The sequence below is a fragment of the Humiphilus diazotrophicus genome (assembly GCF_059726315.1).
Genome location: NZ_AP040870.1, coordinates 911,784 through 931,774, shown reverse-complemented (window position 1 = coordinate 931,774; position 19,991 = coordinate 911,784). Strand labels below are relative to the sequence as shown.

Below are 19,991 nucleotides of genomic sequence, written 5' to 3'. Positions count from 1 at the left end.
TACGAAAGCGGGAATAAGTTAATTCGCCGAACCTTCGGCACGCGAGAAGGTGACAGCTTCGCGTCCCTGGTAAATACGGTAGCTCCCCGCCTTATCGCCTGCAACAACTTTGAGTGGCGTGGGCCGATGGAGTGCTTCATCGTGCGTGGCTTGCGCCGTAATAATGTCCTTACCACTAAGATCCATGATTACAAATTGATTGTTGGCACGGAATCCGCAGCCATAAGCTCCTACGGGCAACTGATGTCCGTCGAATTCAAGAGGAACTTCAGTGATCAGATACGACTGGTATTTTTGCTGCACTGAGCTTGAATACCCCGAGGCATCCACCAGTGCTACGAGTACATATTTCCCATCCGAGAAGCGTACTCCACCCGAGTTGCGCGCCTGAATAGAAGCTGATTGTCCCTGGAAAAAAACCGATGGCGGTAAGATTTTAGTCGCGTCAGCAGATGTCAAAACGGCAGGAGATTTTGCAGTTGTGTCTGATTGTGCGCGAACAGCGATACCACCGCAGATGAGTGCCACTCCCAGCATTGCAACGGATAACTTCTTAATTACCTGAATCATGTATTTCCCCCCTCCAAGTTCCTAGACGGCATTTGTAAATCGTTTTTTCAATTGGGTCAATGAGACATTTTCATTTCTTGCGATGAAGTTGACTGGCCAAGAAGTAATGCCTGCTTCAGAGCCACGGGCTTGAGCCTTTCGTCTCCTTCGCGGAGATGGTACATCCGATCGACGGCAATTTGATGAAATCTCTGAGTTAACTTACTGGTTGGCCACTCCACCTCTATTTCCGATACCGATTGTGCATCCCCTAAGCCGATATGCTGCCGAAGGGGATTGCCTCCAAAGCTGGAGCCATAACCAACAGTACGATAGATTTCACGTTTTCCGGCATTGCCTGTTGCAGTTAGGTGGATTCTAGCCCCAAACGCCAGCCGATTAGTTTTCGTGCCTTCCAACTCGAGCGTGATCCAATGATTTCCATGTCCAGGGTTCCGGTAGAGGACGCTCTGATAAGTGTCTCCGGGAAGTGCTCCCCCCATTTCTTCAAAGATATCTTCATTCCCGTTATTTTCCAGGTCACCGAAGGCGACGGCATGGCCTTTTTGCAGATGTCCAAATCCGCCGGAGGTGGTTACATCCTGAAACGATTTTCCCTGTTTGTTCCGAAACATTCTGTTCGGTAGTAGTGCCTGGTAGGAGGGATCTCCGGTCCCGAGATAAATATCCAGCCATCCATCGTTATCGAGATCGCCAAAATTGGATCCCATCGTCAGAATTGCTCTATCGAGATGCATCTTTTTACTGACTTCTGAGAAGGTTCCATCGTGGTTGTTCCGGTAGAGCCGAGGCGTTTCAGCGTGCGTAGGAAGCCCGGTTTCAAAGGCGCCAACGTCTTGCATGGATTCGGTCGAATAGCCGGCAACAAAGATGTCCGGCCATCCGTCGTTATCGAAGTCGAAGAACCAAGTAGCAAAGCTCTCTATGGGCTGAGTGACTCCGGCTTGTTCGCTTACGTCCGTGAATAACCATTGACCGGCGCTTGGGTGAGCGGGATCTCGCGGTCCGTCATTCCGGAAAAGGTGGTTCTTTGCTCCCTTGATGGAAATGTATAGATCTGGTCTGCCGTCATTGGTGTAATCTCCCCAAGCGACTCCTTTAACGAAGCTCATTTCTGCAAGATGATTCGGAATCGCTACTTCGGTGAAGGTGCCGTCTCCGTTGTTATGGAAGAGCTGAGAAGGATGAAGGCTGCCGGGAGTCGATTCATGGCCGACATATACATCGAGCCATCCATCGTTGTCGAAGTCGGCCCACGCTGCCGTCTGTGTCGGATGCATCGATAGAAGTCCGGAAGCTTCGGTAACATCGTCGAAAGTCCCATTTCCATTGTTCCTCAGCAAAGACATCGGATACTGGCCGAACTTTCCCCACCAGCCACCACGTAGAACGAGAATGTCAGGATGCCCATCATTGTTGTAATCGGTTTCGACGATGTTGAGCCCTCCGGTCTCTCCTGTCAGGCCAGCCTCAACGCTGCGGTCTGTAAATGTGCCGTCACCGTTGTTATGAAATAAATGCATCTGATCGCGCGGGCCGGACGAGGAGACGACCAGATCAAGCAGTCCATCACCATCAAAATCGTCCATGATGACACCGCCGGAGTGTCCCGTGATCGCGACCCCCGCAGCCGGAGCCAGATCTGGATATTCTCCCAGATCGTATTCCGATTCGAAGAGCCTTTCGGGGATGAGCCATTTAGCAGGGACCTCATGCGGATATTTGCCAAGCTGCATGTAGGCGACATTCAGTAACCAGCGGGATTCCGCATCGGTTGGATCTTTTTCGAGAAGGGTTGTGAGCTCACGTACTGCGCCTTGGGCGCCTCTGGGCAGTTGATGGATTCCCGATGCGCGAATAGGAAAGATGCAGGACTTCTGTCCGTGAAAGTGAATACAGTTTTCTTGTTCTCCTAATCTCAGATAGGAGATGGCGAGGACTTCGTGTAATTGCCGATCAAGTAGAGCTGGAATATGAAGTGATCTTTCCTTAATCATCGTGCGAAGAGCCTCCAACGTATTCACGGCATCTTCGCTGTCGCCTGCACGGAGCAATTCATTCGCTAATTCCTGGCGAACCAGCAACTCGTGTTCGGGACTTAACCCGGCCTTAATGAGGGATCGATAGTATTGAGCTCTTTCTGCAGGTTTATTGGGATCTGCCTTCCAATCGCTGTCTTCAAAGATTTTTCGTAGAAGTGCAGCCATCTTCCTTGTGGTTTCGGCCTGGTATGGAGTGGTTTTGACCTCTTCCAGCGAAAGAGAAGAAATGAGGGAAAGTCCTGTCAGAATGCATAGAAAGCGGGAGATTCCGGTGCCACGCCAAGGCATAGCGAGCAATCTAGCATCTCCCACTTGTATTTTGCACGGAGATAATCTGTGGGTAAAAGAAGCGGTGTTCTTCTCTCTAGTGATGGTGAAAACTATCTGCCCCTGTGTTCTCCATCTATGGATTCCTGATCGTCAAACATAATCCATGGAGAGGCTTCAGGAAACGAGGGGAAAACCATCGAGCCGCACTGGCTAAAGAAGAAATAGGTGTAGCCCATCTTCTGCAGTTTCTTCTGGAGCGAGGCATAATCGAGTTCCTGTTGCTTCATCTCCTTCGAGACAGGGACAAAGCCGAAGCCGAGTTGCTTCTCTGGAAGGGCTGCCGACAGCTCTGCTGCAAAACGCTCAGCTTCCGACAAGTTCAGCTCTGAGACCTTATAGCAGATAACATCTGCACTTTCAGCGTAGGAGAGCGCGCGATGGATTGCGGTATCCATGCCTCCGCAATAGCCGTGTAAGTTGTCGATGGTTGTTACCCCAGTGAGAAAACGTTGGTCGCGAGGATCGTCCTTGCTCGTTACTAGTTGCGCTTCCCTAGCGCTGGTGCAGGCAAATAGTATCGGGCGATCTCCCAACGCTTCTGCGGAAGTTCTTATGCTGGCAAGCTTTTCGATAGCCTCTTGCGTGGATATGAGTACAGATTCAGTGGCTCGAATCGCCCTCTTCATAAACAAAAAACCACCGGGAAGATTCATGGCAGCGGCTCCGTGATCCACCATGTATCCAGCAACTTCTAGCAATTCGTTTCCTTCACGGAAGCGGAAGTCTGTGGGTTGAGATTCGGACAAAGCGGGGGCTGGGACTCGATTCATTGATTGCGCCATAGTTTGCCTAGAGATTCCTTCGTAAGATGCTGTCAGGAGAAAATGTGTCTTCTGTGTGCCAGGTTTTCGGCAGCAGGTAAATCTTCTATCTGGTCTTGCACGGTAATTGTTAGATGTAAGAATGAGCAACCCGGAGCCGTCCGATTCGGACGAGGGACATGAGGGCTGTATTGTCCCGGTTTCCCTTTTCATCGCTTCCTCGGACTGGTAAAGGGGACGGAAGCTCTTGATTTGTATATGCAAGCTACGGCGCTAGAGCTTTGCCTGCAAGAATCGCCAAAATGAGAGCTCGACCGTTATGGATGGCGGCATCTAGAATGATGCTTCCATGTCGCTTTCCCCAAACTTACTGCGAAAACTAAATGATGCGCTGCTCGGAGGTCGAGTTAGCGAGGGATTTCAGTTACTGGAGCGGCCCGCAAAGATCCTGGCAGGCATTGTTCCGGAAGATCCTTTTGCCATTTCCTATCTTCTCTGCCTGGTGCGATGGGTGGATCTGGGTTATCGGGACCTGCATATCTTCGAAGATGTGTTGAAGCGCTTCTCCTCTCTCAATCGCGGAGAGATGAAGTTATCCGACTATCTGCAGTTGCGTATGGTGGAAGGCTTTTATGCTTTTGCCTCTGAAGATGCATCGACTGCAACAGAAATCTTTGAATTTGTGCTACAGGCGCAACAGGAGATTTCCGAGCCGCGCCTGGTTGCTTTAGTGCATTTCTGGAAGGCACGCGCTCATCGGAAGAAGGGGGAGTATCAGAAAGCTCTGCACCATATCGCGGAAGCCAAGGCTTTGTCGAACCGCATCCAGGCTCCCAAGCTAGTCGCGATGATCAAGATTCATGAAAGCTGGCTTCTGTTTCAGCGAGGACAACGCAAGGAAGCTTTCATTCTTCTGGATGAAGCTGAGCTGGAATTGAAGCCTACGGGGCATGCGCTCTCTCTTGGAAATATTGAGTCTGCACGGGGAAGATTCGTGCGTCGCTCCGGCGAATACGGTAAGGCGCTCGAACATTTTCGCCGCGCAATTTCAATTTATTCAAAACAGTTTCCTCATCATTCCAATCTTGCTCGTGCACTGGTGAACGCCGCATATGTAAGGAGACTTATGGCCCTTGAGCTTAGCCATCGATCGGATTCGGGTAGAGCTCGGGGTACGCATCATGCTCGTTATCTTGAGATATGCCGTGAAGCATTGGAACTGCTTGAGCGTGCCAAGGATATCTATGCCCATCATCAGCACCAGGTCGGCTTGGGGTCGGTATTCGTGAATGCCGGTCAAGTGCATCTGGACAGCGGGAACATCGATCAAGCTTCGAGCGAGGCAGCAAAGGCCTTTCGTCTTGGAGAGGAGAAGAACGACCACATCCTGATGGCGCGCGCTAAGGTCCTACAGGCTGATGTGGAGAACGTTCGTGTAGAAGAGCAGCTTGAAGAAACTCAGGATATTGCGGTTCATGCGGCACGTGCTGTGCAGTATGCCGAAGAGGCAATTGGGTTAGCCAGGCAGACGCAAAATAAGCGACTGCTTGCAGGCGCCTATATCGCACGTGGGCTGACGGCAGCCAGCGACTTCTTTGAAGAGTGGGAGACCGCAAGGCAATTCGCATCGTTAGCCTCCGAACTGCTCAGTACGGAAGATCGTGATCATCTATCGAGAGAGCTAAGCATTCTAAAGTCACGGATTCTGCGTGCGACCGGGGTCGATCAAACCTTGCGTTTGTGGTCGGATGGTGTATTAGGCGAAAAGACCTTTCAGCAAGTTACGGAGGAGTTTGCCGAGATCGTTATTCCGAAGGTCTGGATGCGTGAAGGACGAAAGATATCTAAGGTAGCGGAAAAGTTATCTATATCGCCGAAGAAAGTTCGTAGAATTTTGCGAAATGTGCAACTGCTGGATTGGGAATAGTGGAGAATACCTCTGCCGCGCTTGAGGCTGGGAGCATGGCAGAAGGCTCAAGTTTCAGGCTCGGGCTCGCGAGGCTGCCCATTTGGCTTTGCCGTATTGCCCGAGTGCAACATCCCCGCTCATTGTGTCTCCGTCAATTGTTCCTTTGAAGTTGTAATGGATTTCGTTTCCTCCTACCGGAAGAGCGCTATGCAGGAGAATCTAGTTTGATGCGATCTCTCCTTGCAGCGACCCTTCATAAATGGATCCCTGATGCATGCCTGCAACAACTTCTCCTTCCTGCTGGTCAGGAAAAGCTGATGTCCTGTTCCTTTGAGATAGGTAATCGTTACAGCCCAAATCCCTCCAACCCTGGCTGGAGGACCGGTAATTGGATCCGGAGATGGTATGGCTGGCGGATACGCAAGCGTGGTGTTCCGCAGAAGATTGCGGCGGCTTATCTTTTTCAGTTTTGAATTGAGTGGTGACATGGATCGTTCCTTGCGGGCATTTTTCGCCGGTTCTGACAGCTGGAATCTGGCGTTCTGTATGTATAGAAAGGAACGAACCCCGCGGCAGAAATGCCTCGGTCTGGTTCTCCCCTCTGCTCTCTGGGATGAACGGAACAGATTGGACAAACTATCGTTACGTCCTGGAACAGGGCACAGGGACAAGCTGAAATTAGAAGGGGTGGGGAGAGATACAGATAAAACTAAAGTTTTCTGAATGGACCCGGGAAATAGCTGTGTAAAGACGGAAGATTGCGTTCGGCCGCGTTAGCTGTTTTCTGGCCCCTCCGTGATTTCGAGATCAGGAATGATGCGGAGTGTATGCAGAAATTCAGAATCGCTCAGCTGCGTCGAAATCGGAGTGGTTCTCAAATTGGCAGTAATGTGCAAGCTTTGGAGTTCGATGCCGGAGACTTCCAGCGCTTTCATAGCAGCGGCGATGTGGGGATTTGCTGAGATCGCTGCGTTTACTGCATCGATGAGCTGCTGACATATATCTTGACGCTCCATGCTAGCCTCCTATCCGACCGGATTCTTTCCTACAGAATACTCGAAAGGCCTAAAGAACGCGCTGGTTATCTTGGCCAAAGTCAAAAATCCCGATCTGCTGCAGCGCGTAATCCTCGCGACGATCCGAGCTTCTTACGTGTTACACCAATAGACGTTGGATTTGCCTTATCGGACGCAACAAAGTACGCCATTTGTGAGGATGAACCCGATTCCTGGGACAGTCAACCTACGAATGGTGGAAATATGGAGCTAATTGATAAATCCTTGTTGATGAGTAGAATATAAAGATTTTCTTCCGGGATTTATTCTCTCTCGTCGATAAGATAACGCGATGTTTGTTAACGAACTGAGAGTCTTTTGGAAAACTTCGTGTCACAATTGCAATTCAAGTATGCAATCATTTGAACAACCTCTTGTACTCAGGCTTTTTGCCTAGATGTCTTTCGGTTGCCTTGCAGAGTTGGGTAGAGATCTAATAAGTTCCTAAGCAGAGATGCTTCTACGTGTCTATGGCTAAATAGTTTAAAAACAAATATTTACGCAATGTTGTTCTAGCCGTAACTGAATTGAAGAATACCTTTTGAATCTTCCCGCTCTATCTATCGGCGAGATTACTAATTGGTGGGTACTGAGGACTACCTGCGGAAGAACAACGATGAGACCAAAGCAGAAGTAAAACAGTTCACTCTAGATGACATGCAAGATCTGGTACCAGCTGAAAGTAGCTGCCCTTATCTTGTGAAACGGGATCAATAGCTTTTGCCCTTTTCCTGATTATGAGAGTTTTGAGAAGGCCGATCTCAGTGGAATAGCAAATCAATCGATATCGATTGGTTTACATCAGGGACAAATCCCTGTAGTTGGAGACTGAACCCTTTGGATTACAGTAGCTTGCCGTCGGATGAACTGGTCAGTCTTTGTTCAGCATCCCAGGATTTCCATGCCTGGAGGGAGTTTGTCCGGCGTTTTCAACGCCCAATTTCCTTGGTGATTTATAGAGTGGCACGACTTTGGGGGGAAAGTGGCATTTCTGTCGTTGATGATCTTGTGCAGGAAACTTTCCTCAAACTCTGTGCTAACGACTGTTCCATCCTTCGGGAGTTCCGTGCGAAGCACGCGGACGCGACGAGTGGCTATCTACGAGTGATTGCTCTAAATGTTGCTCACGACTACTTTCGTGGTCGGCGGGCTCTGAAGCGTGGTGGAGCGCAGCGGCCGATGGATTCTGAAGTTGATCCACTGGAATTTGCCCCGGCCGAGTGGGGCAATGCCGACCAAATTGAAAAGCAAATTCAATTGAAAGAACTGGAAACGTTGCTCGACTCGGCTTCCGAATCTGACGTATCGAAACGCGATCGCACCATTTTCCGGTTGTATTACAAACAGGGACTTACGGCAAAGGCCATTTCTTCTATACCAACCTTTCAATTAAGTACAAAAGGGGTAGAGAGTTCACTTGCCAGGACGGCACGGTTCTTGCGATTACAAGTGAAAGGTGGTCCCGTATTCCATTCCGTGCCCCAGCAGGGATTCATTTCAGCATTGCCTCCGGAGGAGAATGGATGATCCTGGAAAGTTATAGGGTCCTCTCCGACCCGCTCTATCAGTCAAGTTGCAGCGGCAGAGAAATTAGAAAGCGGAGTCGAAAGGAAGAACGGAAATGAAAGAAACTCCAGCTTTCCGTCAGACGAAAGGTGATTGTCCTCCGTACGATGTCTGGGGATTACTGTGCATTGGGGGACTTCCAGAGAACGAAGCCGAAGAGTATCTGAGCCATGCTTCAAGTTGTCCCGGATGCAGCCTTCTTTTGCGTCAGGCGCTGGAAGCCGTGGAAGAAGGGGAGAAGCCGGAAGAAGCACAAGCTCTTAAGGGTGCGAATACGGCAACTGTTACGTGGCAGGAGCAGATGGCGCGCCGTATGTCGGAGTCGGTTCCGGCTGGCTCCGAATCCAAGAAGGTTCTTCGCCCTTCTGTGTGGAATTTCGGGCGATCGCGATCCGCTTGGCGGATTGCGGCTTCGCTTCTTGTTTGCGCCGTAGGTATATCCGTCTGGTTCTGGTATCGGGCACATCATTCGGCTGATCGGCTCATCGCTCAGGCTTACGATGAGAATAGAATTCTAGAGTTGCGGATTCCTGGCGCTCGCTTCTCGCCTCTGCAGCCAAAGAGGGTTATGCGGGACGGCAGTTCCTTTGCTGAGCAACCAGCGTCATTGCTGGAGGCTCGTGGTGTAATTGCCCGTCAGCTCGAACGCGATCCTCAAGATCCCAAATGGCTGGAATTGGAGGCCCGGGCCCATCTTCTCGATGGCAATCTGGACCGCTCGATGGAAACAACGAATCATCTCTTGTTGCTCCATCCTTCCGATCATGCTCTGCTGCTTGATAGCGCTATTGCCTATTTTGAGCGTGGCCAGCTGAGCGACAATCCTCAGGATATCGGGACCGCGGTAGAACTCCTTGGACGCTTGCTTTCTCAGTCTCCGAATGACTCTATTGCTCTCTATAACCTTGCAATTGCCTTTGAATATTTGTACCAGTACCAGAATGCTATTCGTACCTGGAAGACTTTTCTTTCTGTGGAGAAGGATTCCGGATGGCTAGCCGATGGGCAGCGGCACCTCAAAGAGGTTGAAGAAAAGACCAAATCCCATCAGGGATATATAGAGAATGCCCCATTAGACCATGGCCGGATCTTTTCCTTAGCGATGGACAAGTCCAAGATTCCGAAACAAGATGAAGAGCTTTCCACGACGCAGTTACCCGATTTATTAAGAGCGGCTTTTCCCGAAACCCCTACCGTTTGTACCGAATCCTGTCTCCCAGCCCGTGTCGTCCTCTCCGCACTCTCTGACTCCCTAAAGAAGCAACACAACGATCCCTGGTTGAGTGACCTGATTCTGTCGCAGGCCTCCGATAAGTGGGGGAAAGCAATCCGGGCTTTGGCTGATGCAATTCAGGCAAATGCTAAAGGACTGCCATCTGAGGGTCTTCAAGCCGCCAATACTGCTATTGCTCTTTTCGCAGAGGCAGATAGCTCCGTGGGAGAAGCCCGAGCGCGTGTGGAACAGGTGTACGCCTATCAGCGTCTATTGGATGGCCAGAATTGTCTGGATGCCAGTCGGGAGCTTGAGAAAAGACTCAAGGATTCTCCCTATGTTTGGATGAAAGGCCAATTTGCTATTGATTACTCCAGCTGTTACGCCATCCGTCAGCGCTTCGATGAGGAGAAGGTCCTGCTGGATGAGGCAAATAATCTGGCCCGTTCCAGTCAATATCGGATTTTGGGCTCTCGTGCTTTGGGAATTACGGCTGCTCTGGATAACAGCCTTGGTAACTACGAATCCGCATGGAAACTAGATATTGCCGGACTCCGCGATTACTGGTCAGGTAATTATCCGGTATTGCGAGCCCTGCAGTTTTATTCGGATTTGGGATATGCAGAGGTCTCCCGGTCGAGGCCTCGTCTTTCCTTGTATATCGCCCAGGAAGCGCTGGCCACGGCAGTACCCTTGCATCTCGATTCTGTAGAAGTGGCATTGAGATTTCGTCTGGTTCAGGCTCTTCTTCGAGTTGGAGATGAAGGACAGGCGGAAAGGGAATTGGCTATTGCGGAGAATAAATATACTCATCTGCCGAATGCCGAACGCTTCAATTTGTATATGGCCGAGGGTCTGATTGGCTTAGCCGGACTCAAGGTTCAGCATCAGGAGTCCGATGCTGCGACGGCTCTGTTGAACCGAGCTGAAACAGTCTTGCCGAAGGACAGTAATCCCCACTTGAGGTTCGCTCTGGTTGCTACTCGGGGGTCGCTCCTCATGCAAACTGGGCGGTGGCAACAAGCGCAATCCCTGCTGAGTTCTGCTGCCCAATGGGCGGATTCCGAAAGAGCACATCTGGACTCTGCCGAAGACCGTTTGAGTTGGTTGCGTCAGATGGAGCCGATTTACGCGGGATTAACTTTAGCCAGCTTCGAGGTAAATCATAATGCCAGTCAGGCGTTGGCCGTCTGGGAACATTACCGGGGGCAACTGCTTGGTTCGGATTACGCCGTGCACTGTATGCAGGCGAATCCCGAGTGCGTGAAAAATGCGATTGCCAAAGAGCAGACGCGGTTACGGAAGGGAGCCTTGCTCGGGCACATCGTTTTTGATCATGGGGTTCTGCTTTGGCGTGTCGATAGGGAAGGTGTCTCGATGCACTTTGTCCCGGTTCCGCGTCAGGAGCTTATACAGAAGGTCGAGGTATTTACGCAGCTGGTCAAGATGTCCAACGAGAATGACGAGGACCTTAAGAACTACGGACGCGAATTGTTTCGACTGTTAGTTGGTCCCGTGTGGCGTGGATATGATGCCGGGCAGTCGATCTATCTTGAACCGGATTCCTCCCTGTCAGGTTTGCCCTTTGCTGCACTTCCTTTTCTCGATGGTTATTGGGGCTGGATTTCTCCTCTATCCAATGTTGTCTCCATTCTCGAGGATGAGCCGGAGCAATCGAATACCGCATCTGGGGTTCTGGCAAATCTGCGCAATGGTAAAGCATTGATAATTGGGAACCCTAAACTTCCTATGTCTGCAGGGCCACCTTTGCCCGATGCGGCCGAGGAGGCACGTTTTATTGCCGGGATTCTTCCCCACGCAACGTTATTGGTTGGCGAGGATGCGCAGAGGGAGACAGTCCTGCGTGCGCTGCCATCGGCGACCATCTTTCATTTTGCGGGTCACACACAATCCTGGAGCAGCCGGACGCGGTTGCTACTCTCTGCTGCCTCGGTTTCTTCCGATACATATCCGCCGTCTATCAACGCCTCTGATATTCGTCAGTTTCGTCCTAAGAAATGTATCCTTGCTGTCTTGTCGGCGTGTTCTACCGGGAACAGGGAATCTCTCGATGCCAACGTTGTAAGTGACATGGTCAGTAGTTTTGCAGAAGTTGGTGTGCCGCAGATCATCGCGACGCACTGGAGTGTAGACTCTGCATATAGCTCAGCCCTGATGCGCTCTTTCTATAAGCAACTTATGGCTGGGTCTTCTGTCCCGCTAGCCTTGGAGAAGGCACAAACGGAGCTTACTTCCAAAGGGTATCTTCACCCCCGGTATTGGGCTTCGTTTTATGCCGTCGGATTTGGAAAAACAAACCTAATGGAGATACATGATGGATACTCAGAACTCAGTCCCCTCGGATCCACAGCCAAACCCCAATACCAGTAGCTTTACTTTGGAAGTGAAGATCCAAGGATGCTTCGTCTTTGCCTTGAGTATTGATTCAAACGCCGATGCCGTTTCCGGTATCGATGTATTTGCGCCGGATTGTGGCCACACTTACCGTGCCGGCATTCACGATCAATGGAACAATCCTTATGAACCGTACGATGAAAAAACAAAGGATCGTCCGCTACTTATGCTTGCGCCTAGACGATACAAGCTGGAGTTAACGCCAGATATCAAAAGGAATCTTTCTGCCAGCAAACTGGAAAAGGACATCAGAGACAAGAATCTATGGCCGGAAGGTATGCGTCCTTTGGGGCAAGGGTGGGACCTTGCTGTCAGTCTTCCTATTCCTGATCGCTGGACTACCGACTATATGGATGTCAGCGGTCATTTTGCCGGAGGAGGTGGGGCGGATCTGAAATATATGGGTATGACACAGACGCTGATCTATAAAAACGTCGAAGGTTTTGAGTTGAGAGGTTCTCCTCTACCCGTGATGGATCCAGTGCCCAACGAGCATGGCAAGGTGATCTTCTTTATCGATGCAGAGCCTCCTTGCATTCCCAATATCGACCATCAGCGTGACGCCGTCGTAGTTATGGCGCAAATGATGGGGCTGGATATCAACCTTGCTGCACCTTTTAGCGGAACCTTGGGCAATACCGCTGGCGAGAAGATTGTACGGAATGGCCAAGGCTCCAGCTGTATGGGGAGCAGTGTCTTCCAAAATTGTTGCTAGCCGAATCTTCCTTCCTCTCCCCGGTGTACAAGGGTTGTGCATCGGGGAGTACAACCTTCCTCATAACCTGTAAGCTTTCGATCTATTACTCCAACTACCCTGCGGAAGCAGATCTGTGCCTGCCTCCCTGGCGGAGGAATTCCTGATATCCTGCTGCAAACAGGAGGGATTTTTTGCCTGTCACATGCAGGATCTTTGGGTTGTACTATGCCAAGTTTTGAGGAGGCTCGTTTCCTCATCCTCGAACATGTTTCTTCTCTAGGTACAGAAGTTGCCAAAATCGAGGACTCTTTCGGACGCATTCTTGCCGAGGAGATTGTCGCTCCTTGGGATCTTCCCGCGTATGACAACTCTGCAATGGATGGCTATGTGGTACATGCCGACGATTGTCAGAGTCCTGCTAGCCTTCCTATCGTTGGATGCCTTCCTGCGGGTGCTGTGCCTTCGGAGCCGCTTCGGAAAGGCTCTGCAATCCGAATCATGACAGGTGCTCCAATTCCTATTGGCGGAGATGCTGTTGTGCCCCTGGAGGAAGCAGTTGAGAGCGATGGTCATGTTTTGATCGACGCGCCCGTTCGTCGCTACAGACATATTCGCCGCGCGGGGGAAGATGTTTGTAGCGGTGAGAGATTGCTTGAGCCCGGGGTCTTAATTCGGCCAGCTGAGATCAACATGCTGGCATGTTGCGGGAAACATAGCGCGGTAGTCTATCGCAGACCTCGTGTGGCCATCCTCTCGATAGGAGATGAATTGGTTGAAGCTGGTCACGCTCCTGGCTATGGCCGAGTTGTGAACAGCAACGGACCTTCCTTGGCAGCTGCAGTTGCCGAATGTGGCGCAATCCCTCTGATTCTCGGCATTGCAAAAGACAATCATGCTGAACATCGGGAAAAGATCCTGGAGGGGCTTCAGGCAGATGCCTTGATTACTTCTGCTGGAGTATCTGTTGGTGCCAGAGACTTGGTGCGTGCGGTACTTCAGGATCTTGGAGCCCAGGAGATATTCGTTCAGGTGGCGATGCGACCGGGATCGCCAACTTGCTTTTACAGGCACAATGGCAAACCGATCTTTTGTCTCCCCGGAAATCCGGTTGCTTCACTGATTTCCTTCGAAGGGCTGGTGCGGCCCGCACTCCGGAAGATGCTGGGACATAGAAGGGTATTGAGAGCTTCGGTCACCGCGATTTTGCAGGAAGAGATCCGCAAGAAGCCCGGCAGTTTGCAGTTTCTGCGTGTGCGTCTTGCTGTCGAAGATGGAAAACGTATTGCCTATAGTGCAGGGAAACAGAATACAGGAGCCCTAAAGACCCTCTTATGTGCCGATGGCCTGGCTTTACTTCCGGAAGAAGGTGTACTGTTTTCTCCTGGAGATGTGGTCAAGGTTCATCTCCTGTCGGAGCAGAGCGGCTACCTGGAGTTTGAGGAGACGAAATAGAGGAATGAAGGCTGCAATTCTAACAATCAGCGACAAAGGTTCGAGAGGGGAACGAATCGACGAAAGCGGTCCGGCCCTGGCTGCCTGGCTCTCCGAGCGCACTGTAGAAATCGGTGCTACCGAGGTGATTCCAGATGAAGCCGATCAAATTTCGGCCCGCTTGGTGGAACTCTGTGACAGTGGAAGCTTCGATCTGGTATTGACCTCTGGAGGAACTGGAGTGTCTCCACGGGATGTGACTCCGGAAGCGACACTGAAGATATTGGACCGGGATATCCCTGGTTTTGCGGAGGCGATGCGTGCGAGCAGCCTTGCCAAAACTCCATTCGCAATGATCTCGCGTGCTGTTGCTGGAATTCGAAAACGAACCTTGATCCTCAATCTTCCCGGTAGTCCGAAGGGAGCAATCGAGAATATCGCGGTTGTATGGCCCGCCGTTCCCCACGCGGTTAAAAAGATACAAGGGGATATGGAAGATTGTGCTCCGAGAAAAGGTGCCTGATTTATGCTCCCAAAGCTCGCAGGAACAGGCCCGCCAAGAGTCCTCCGATTGCCGGTCCAAGAATGGGGATGGGTGCATAGCTCCAGTCCGAAGTCCCTTTCCCTGCGATAGGTAGCACAAAATGTGCTGTTCTCGGACCTAGATCCCGAGCTGGATTGATTGCATAACCAGTTGTTCCTCCCAAGGAAAGGCCAATTCCCCAGACAAGGCAGCTGACCAGGTAAGGTGAAACTCCTGCCGCTGCTCCGGAAGAGAGAACCAGCTTCGAACTCATTGCGCCTGCTACAACAACGAGGACTGCTGTCCCGATAATTTCGCTGAAGAGGTTAGCCAAAGGCTGGCGTATTGCGGGAATCGTACAGAAGATTCCACGCTTTGCTTCCGGATCGGAGGATTCCTTCCAGTGCGGAAGATAGTGTAGCCACACAAGCGTTGCGCCCAGGAAAGCTCCGGCGGTTTGTGCCAGTGCATAGGGAAGCAGCTTGCTAAAGTCTCCGCTCTTGGCTGCAAATGCCAATGTGATTGCAGGATTGAGATGCGCATCTTGACTTCCGCATAAGATGGCAGCAAAGATTCCGCAAAGAACAGCGAAGGCCCAACCCGCGGTAATTACCATCCATCCGGAGCTTTCTGCCTTCGAGCGTTTGAGCAATACGCCGGCAACAACGCCGTCACCAAGCAGAATCATGATCAACGTGCCCATGAACTCGCCGAAATAAGGAGATCGCATTCCCTCACGTACCTGGATCAGATTTGTTTGTTTCGAGATGCCGATGAAGCGTTCTTGTTTTTACTGGATTAAATACTTTTGTGCAAGAGCCAGGAAATCGGAAAGTTGTGCATCAATCCAGGACGGCTCTTTGCCAAGTTCTTTCGCCATGAGTTTGGCCACCATCGGAGCCATATCCATTGCAGCTTGAGCATTGAGAAAAAGTGCTCTTGTGCGTCGTGACAAGACGTCGTCCAGCGTGCGAGCCATCTCTTCTCGTATCGACCAGATAACCTCGGCTCCAGTGTATGGAAGCTGAGGATGGAGCGGTGCGGCCAAGGTTGCATCTGTATCGGCAATAGCTCGGATCTTGTCTGCATCGCTTCCGTAGACCCAGAGGTTTCCTAAATCCTCGATGTGGTCGTGGTAGCCATGGATCTTCAGATCTTTGGTCATGCAACTTTCATCTTGCAGCTTGCCCAGCATAATTGCGTGATCGACGCAGTCTTCTGCCATGTGCCGATAGGTCGTCCACTTTCCCCCCACGATGGTCAGTAAGCCGGAGTTATCGACATGAATAGTGTGATCGCGGGAGATTGTCGAGGTTTTGCCCGGTTGCCCGTCCGACGTGATGGGCTTTACCAGGGGACGAATGCCGACATAAACACTGAGTACATCGCTTCGCTTAGGCGGACGGCTCAGATATTGAGCTGCTGTTTCCAGGACAAATTCTATCTCCTCTGCGAAGGGCAGGGGATTATAGGAAATCTGATCGATGGCCGTATCGGTTGTGCCCACGACAGCGTGATTGTGCCAGGGAATTGCGAAGAGTACGCGGCCATCTCGGGTATGGGGCACCATAATGGCGCTGTCACCTTGCAGAAACGATCTTTCAAAGACCAGATGGATACCCTGACTAGGGGCGATCATGCTTTTGGCTTCGGGTTCTGCCAATCGGCGGACTTGATCGGCAAAGATGCCCGTTGCGTTGATTACGATCTTTGCGGGGATTGTGTATCGCGTACTGCTTTCGCTATCTTGAGCGACGACTCCGTTTAGGTAGCCTTCCTGATCTTTGGTCAATTCCACTGCCGGCATGTAATTCAGCAGCGTTGCTCCGTGATCGGCAGCTGTGGCCAACAGATGAATTAACAGACGGGAATCATCGAATTGCCCATCGTAATATACAACCCCTCCGCGAAGGCCGTCGGTCTTGAGCGTAGGAATTCGTTGCAATGTTTCTTCCTGAGTGAGAATCCGAGATTTGCCAAAGCCATACTTTCCGGCTAGAAGGTCGTAGACCTTCATTCCTATTCCGTAGAAGGGAGTCTCCCACCAGGAGTAATTGGGCACGACGAAGGCGAGATCGTGAACGAGGTGGGGAGCGTTTTGACGAAGAATCCCACGCTCCTTCAATGCTTCCATAACAAGGGAGATGTTGCCCTGCTCCAGATAGCGGACCCCGCCATGGACCAGCTTTGTGCTGCGACTCGAAGTTGCTTTGCCGAAATCTTCGCTTTCAAGCAAAAGCACCTCAAATCCTCGCGAGGCAGCATCGACGGCAATGCCTGCGCCAGTGGCCCCACCACCAATGACGACGATGTCCCAGGGAGTCGAGCGGCCTGCGAGGCGGTCCAGCATCTCTTCGCGTTTCATCGGGATGAATTGCTCTCCTCTGTCCAGTGTTTTGCTCGTTCTACGGCTTTATGCCATTTGTGTCGCAGCTCTTTTGCCCGTGTTGTGTCCATCGAAGGTTCAAAGCGTGTGTTGTTCTTGCGTTTTGCCCATATCTCTTGCGGACTACCCCAGAATCCAGTTGCAAGTCCAGCCAAATACGCTGCGCCCAATGCAGTTGTCTCGATATGTTCAGGACGATCGACAGGAATACCCAAGATGTCGGCCTGAAACTGCATCATCAGATTATTGATGCAGGCTCCTCCATCTACACGCAGTTCTTGAAAGGGCTGTTGCGCATCGGTATTCATGGCCTCGACAACATCTGCCACTTGGAATGCGATGCTCTCCAGTGCTGCCCGGGCTATATGGCCTTGTTGTGTTCCACGCTGCAGTCCGATGATCATTCCGCTGGCATAGGGATCCCAGTGAGGAGCGCCTAAGCCAACAAAGGCAGGAACAAAAACAACTCCGTCACTGTCTTTGACTGTGAGCGCCAGATTCTCAACATCCTGCGAGCTGCGAATGAAGTTCATCGAATCTCGCAGCCACTGTACCACTGCTCCACCAACAAAAATGCTGCCCTCCAATGCATACTCCAGTTTTCTGGAGAGACTGCAGGTAAGGGTAGTGATTAGCTTCTTTTCCGAAAGGACAAATCGGCTGCCTACATTCTGGAGAAGAAAACATCCCGTTCCATAAGTGTTTTTGCCCTCGCCGGGATTTAAACAAAGTTGGCCGAAGAGCGCAGATTGTTGATCGCCAGCAATTCCAGAGATAGAAATTGAGCCAAGCCCTAGTGTCGTTGTGATCTCGCCAACTGTCTCGCTCGACCAGACGACCTCCGGCATCATGCTTTCGGGGATATTTAGAAGCTTGAGAATCTCTTGATCCCATCGCCCTTCGGCAATGTTGAAGACCATGGTTCTGGATGCGTTGGTGTAGTCTGTCAGGTGCCGCTTTCCGCTCGTCAAGTTCCAGATCAGCCAGCTGTCTACTGTTCCAAACGCCAATTTCCCCGCTTCCGCTTTCTCTCTTGCGCCGGGTACGTTGTCGAGTATCCATGCGATCTTCGTGGCTGAAAAGTAGGGATCGATTAGCAGGCCTGTTTTTTCGCGGATGATTTTTTCTGCGCCATCTTCTACAAGTTTGCTACAGGCCGATGCTGTGCGCCGGTCCTGCCAGACAATGGCGTTATAAACAGGTCTTCCTGTCTCTCTGTCCCACACGATCGTAGTTTCACGCTGATTCGTAATTCCGACCGCGGCTACGTCTCGGGGTCTTGCTTCGGCTTTGCCCAGAGCTTCTACTGCGGTACTCAATTGCGATGTGAGGATTTCGTAGGGATCGTGTTCTACCCAGCCAGGATTAGGGTAGATCTGCTGAAACTCGTGCTGCGCCTGAGCAACGATTTTGCCATCCTTGGCAAAGAGAATCGCACGCGAACTTGTAGTGCCTTGATCAAGGGCAAGTATGTATTCCATGGAGCCTGTCTCCTCCTAAATAGGGCAGAAATCGCGAGAAATATGGGCAGAAGTTCAGGTACAGCTGCTCTTATCGTGGATGGCGGATTTCGAAAAAGGCCGTATCGATCCCGTTGTTCAGACATATGTCCGTTTCGAGAGGTGAGGTCTGCTACAAAAATCTTCGCCGACCAAACTAGATGATTGAGGAGAGAAGGGTCAAGCGGGATATAAAGATGGCAGCCTCTGGAGCTAAAAACAAAGCCTGGTGCGAATACCGTATAGACGGCTTTCGTAGCCCATACTTCCGGCCAATACAGGGCCGGAAGTGTGGGCGTTCGATGATTATGCGACTGAAATATGACGTGAGGGCATCTATTGAATTCGCTCGAAGCGGAATCCTGCTTCGTCTAGAGCCTCGGAAATGCTGGCGATATGGGCCGCACCCCTGGTTTCGAGCGTAATATCGATTACCGTTTCACCCAGACTTACTCCGTAGTAAGCGCGGTTATGCAACGTCTCTACGATATTGGCCCTAAGTTTAGCCAGAATCTCGGTCAGTTGAAGTAATGCTCCAGGTCTGTCCAGAAGGTAGACCCGAACACGAAGCAAACGTCCGTCTTTCACCAGTCCGCGCTCGATGATCTTGGCAAGGAGGGTAACATCGATGTTGCCTCCGCAGACGAGCACTGCTGTTCGCTTGCCTTCGAGATGCGTCTTGTGTTGCATCAGGGCTGCAAGGGCCGCGGCTCCAGCTCCTTCGGCGAGTGTCTTTTCGCGTTCCAGCAGCACTAGAATGGCGCTGGCAATCTCTTCATCATCGACGGAGATAATGTCATCGACATAGTTCTGTACCAGAGGAAGGGTGTATTCGCCGACTCTCCTTACGGCGATACCGTCGGCAATGGTTGCCTCAGCCGGCAGGGTAATCGGCATACCTTGTTCACGAGCTCGCTGCATGGATGGCAGTTTTTCCGGTTCAACTCCGATGACCTTAATCTTTGGATTTGATTCCTTTACTGCACAGGCGATTCCGCTGATAAGCCCTCCACCACCGATTGGTACGATTACAGCTTCCAAGTCCTCAACTTGTTCGAGTAGCTCCAAGCCGATCGTTCCTTGCCCTGCAATGACCTCCGGATCATCGAATGGGTGGATGAAGGTGAGTCCTTCGGTATTGCAGCGACGGAGAGCTTCCTCGCAGGCTTCATCGTAGTTGGCTCCATGAAGAATGACTTCTGCTCCAAAATCGCGGGTTGCCGCGACCTTTACCAGCGGGGTTGCCAGTGGCATCACGATTTGAGCTCGAATATCCCGGCTGCAGGCGTGATAGGAGACTCCTTGGGCATGGTTTCCTGCACTTGCTGCGATTACGCCACGACGCTTTTCCTCTTCTGTCAATGTGAGGAGTTTGTTGAGTGCGCCACGCTCTTTAAACGATCCCGTGCGCTGCAGGTTTTCGAGTTTCAGGAAGACTGGTAGTCCCGCAGACTGGGAAAGGTTATGCGAGATCTGGCAGGGAGAGCAGTGAATTGCGGATCGGATACGTTCGTGAGCTGCTTCGATGGATGCAAGTGTTACAGAACTCAATTTCTATCTCCAATTCCATTTCATTGAGGGCAAAAGGAAAGGC

14 protein-coding genes are annotated in these 19,991 nt (G+C 51.2%); 6 read left to right on the top strand and 8 right to left on the bottom strand.

The window, feature by feature from the left end:
• Window positions 1-18: 18 nt before the first annotated feature.
• The 3 genes from AC6I7T_RS05385 to AC6I7T_RS05375 form a co-directional block, all read right to left on the bottom strand.
• Window positions 19-570: a hypothetical protein gene (locus AC6I7T_RS05385; protein ID WP_497792300.1), complete on the bottom strand. Its 552-nt coding sequence runs from the start codon at window positions 568-570 to the stop codon at window positions 19-21.
• A 56-nt stretch (window positions 571-626) separates the two neighbouring features.
• On the bottom strand, window positions 627-2,900 hold the full coding sequence (locus AC6I7T_RS05380; RefSeq protein WP_497794557.1) for a CRTAC1 family protein: 2,274 nt from the start codon (window positions 2,898-2,900) through the stop codon (window positions 627-629).
• 92 nt (window positions 2,901-2,992) lie between these two features.
• On the bottom strand, window positions 2,993-3,712 hold the full coding sequence (locus AC6I7T_RS05375) for a hypothetical protein (protein WP_497792298.1): 720 nt from the start codon (window positions 3,710-3,712) through the stop codon (window positions 2,993-2,995).
• 340 nt (window positions 3,713-4,052) lie between these two features.
• On the opposite strand from AC6I7T_RS05375, the gene AC6I7T_RS05370 reads away from it, so the two are divergent.
• The gene (locus AC6I7T_RS05370; RefSeq protein WP_497792297.1) at window positions 4,053-5,630 is read left to right on the top strand and encodes a tetratricopeptide repeat protein; all 1,578 of its coding nucleotides are present in this window, start codon (window positions 4,053-4,055) and stop codon (window positions 5,628-5,630) included.
• A 755-nt stretch (window positions 5,631-6,385) separates the two neighbouring features.
• Here the strand turns inward: AC6I7T_RS05370 and AC6I7T_RS05365 are convergent.
• A complete protein-coding gene (locus AC6I7T_RS05365; RefSeq protein ID WP_497792296.1) occupies window positions 6,386-6,628 on the bottom strand; it encodes a hypothetical protein in 243 nt (80 codons plus the stop codon).
• 876 nt (window positions 6,629-7,504) lie between these two features.
• Between AC6I7T_RS05365 and AC6I7T_RS05360 the strand changes: the two genes are divergently transcribed.
• The 5 genes from AC6I7T_RS05360 to AC6I7T_RS05340 all read left to right on the top strand — a co-directional run bounded on the left by AC6I7T_RS05360 (window position 7,505) and on the right by AC6I7T_RS05340 (window position 14,512).
• On the top strand, window positions 7,505-8,194 hold the full coding sequence (locus AC6I7T_RS05360; protein WP_497792295.1) for an RNA polymerase sigma factor: 690 nt from the start codon (window positions 7,505-7,507) through the stop codon (window positions 8,192-8,194).
• A gap of 94 nt (window positions 8,195-8,288) precedes the next feature.
• Window positions 8,289-11,837, top strand: coding sequence for a CHAT domain-containing protein (locus AC6I7T_RS05355; RefSeq protein WP_497792294.1), 3,549 nt, complete (start codon window positions 8,289-8,291; stop codon window positions 11,835-11,837).
• Window positions 11,779-12,576 carry a hypothetical protein gene (locus tag AC6I7T_RS05350; RefSeq protein WP_497792293.1) on the top strand — a complete coding sequence of 266 codons (798 nt, stop codon included), beginning with the start codon at window positions 11,779-11,781 and terminating at the stop codon, window positions 12,574-12,576. The genes AC6I7T_RS05355 and AC6I7T_RS05350 overlap by 59 nt, the downstream gene beginning before the upstream one ends.
• 207 nt (window positions 12,577-12,783) lie before the next feature.
• Window positions 12,784-14,010 (top strand): molybdopterin molybdotransferase MoeA, encoded by a 1,227-nt coding sequence (locus AC6I7T_RS05345; protein ID WP_497792292.1) that lies wholly within the window; start codon window positions 12,784-12,786, stop codon window positions 14,008-14,010.
• 4 nt (window positions 14,011-14,014) lie between these two features.
• Window positions 14,015-14,512: a MogA/MoaB family molybdenum cofactor biosynthesis protein gene (locus AC6I7T_RS05340; protein ID WP_497792291.1), complete on the top strand. Its 498-nt coding sequence runs from the start codon at window positions 14,015-14,017 to the stop codon at window positions 14,510-14,512.
• A 1-nt stretch (window position 14,513) separates the two neighbouring features.
• Here AC6I7T_RS05340 and AC6I7T_RS05335 read toward each other — a convergent pair whose 3' ends face one another.
• The 4 genes from AC6I7T_RS05335 to AC6I7T_RS05320 form a co-directional block, all read right to left on the bottom strand.
• Entirely contained in the window at window positions 14,514-15,242 is a 729-nt protein-coding gene (locus AC6I7T_RS05335; protein WP_497792290.1) for an MIP/aquaporin family protein, read from the bottom strand.
• 60 nt (window positions 15,243-15,302) lie between these two features.
• Window positions 15,303-16,877 carry a glycerol-3-phosphate dehydrogenase/oxidase gene (locus tag AC6I7T_RS05330; RefSeq protein ID WP_497792289.1) on the bottom strand — a complete coding sequence of 525 codons (1,575 nt, stop codon included), beginning with the start codon at window positions 16,875-16,877 and terminating at the stop codon, window positions 15,303-15,305.
• Window positions 16,874-18,379 carry a glycerol kinase GlpK gene (gene glpK / locus AC6I7T_RS05325; RefSeq protein ID WP_497792288.1) on the bottom strand — a complete coding sequence of 502 codons (1,506 nt, stop codon included), beginning with the start codon at window positions 18,377-18,379 and terminating at the stop codon, window positions 16,874-16,876. Before glpK ends, AC6I7T_RS05330 begins: the two co-directional genes overlap by 4 nt.
• Before the next feature lie 354 nt (window positions 18,380-18,733).
• Window positions 18,734-19,948 carry a threonine ammonia-lyase gene (locus AC6I7T_RS05320; protein ID WP_497792287.1) on the bottom strand — a complete coding sequence of 405 codons (1,215 nt, stop codon included), beginning with the start codon at window positions 19,946-19,948 and terminating at the stop codon, window positions 18,734-18,736.
• Between the last annotated feature and the right edge of the window lie 43 nt (window positions 19,949-19,991).

Bases quoted from the DNA above. Each gene is read 5' to 3' on its own strand.
- AC6I7T_RS05385 (WP_497792300.1), bottom strand. From the start codon at position 570: ATGATTCAGGTAATTAAGAAGTTATCCGTTGCAATGCTGGGAGTGGCA.
- AC6I7T_RS05380 (WP_497794557.1), bottom strand. From the start codon at position 2,900: ATGCCTTGGCGTGGCACCGGAATCTCCCGCTTTCTATGCATTCTGACA.
- AC6I7T_RS05375 (WP_497792298.1), bottom strand. From the start codon at position 3,712: ATGAATCGAGTCCCAGCCCCCGCTTTGTCCGAATCTCAACCCACAGAC.
- AC6I7T_RS05370 (WP_497792297.1), top strand. From the start codon at position 4,053: ATGTCGCTTTCCCCAAACTTACTGCGAAAACTAAATGATGCGCTGCTC.
- AC6I7T_RS05365 (WP_497792296.1), bottom strand. From the start codon at position 6,628: ATGGAGCGTCAAGATATATGTCAGCAGCTCATCGATGCAGTAAACGCA.
- AC6I7T_RS05355 (WP_497792294.1), top strand. From the start codon at position 8,289: ATGAAAGAAACTCCAGCTTTCCGTCAGACGAAAGGTGATTGTCCTCCG.
- AC6I7T_RS05350 (WP_497792293.1), top strand. From the start codon at position 11,779: ATGATGGATACTCAGAACTCAGTCCCCTCGGATCCACAGCCAAACCCC.
- AC6I7T_RS05345 (WP_497792292.1), top strand. From the start codon at position 12,784: ATGCCAAGTTTTGAGGAGGCTCGTTTCCTCATCCTCGAACATGTTTCT.
- AC6I7T_RS05340 (WP_497792291.1), top strand. From the start codon at position 14,015: ATGAAGGCTGCAATTCTAACAATCAGCGACAAAGGTTCGAGAGGGGAA.
- AC6I7T_RS05335 (WP_497792290.1), bottom strand. From the start codon at position 15,242: ATGCGATCTCCTTATTTCGGCGAGTTCATGGGCACGTTGATCATGATT.
- AC6I7T_RS05330 (WP_497792289.1), bottom strand. From the start codon at position 16,877: ATGAAACGCGAAGAGATGCTGGACCGCCTCGCAGGCCGCTCGACTCCC.
- glpK (WP_497792288.1), bottom strand. From the start codon at position 18,379: ATGGAATACATACTTGCCCTTGATCAAGGCACTACAAGTTCGCGTGCG.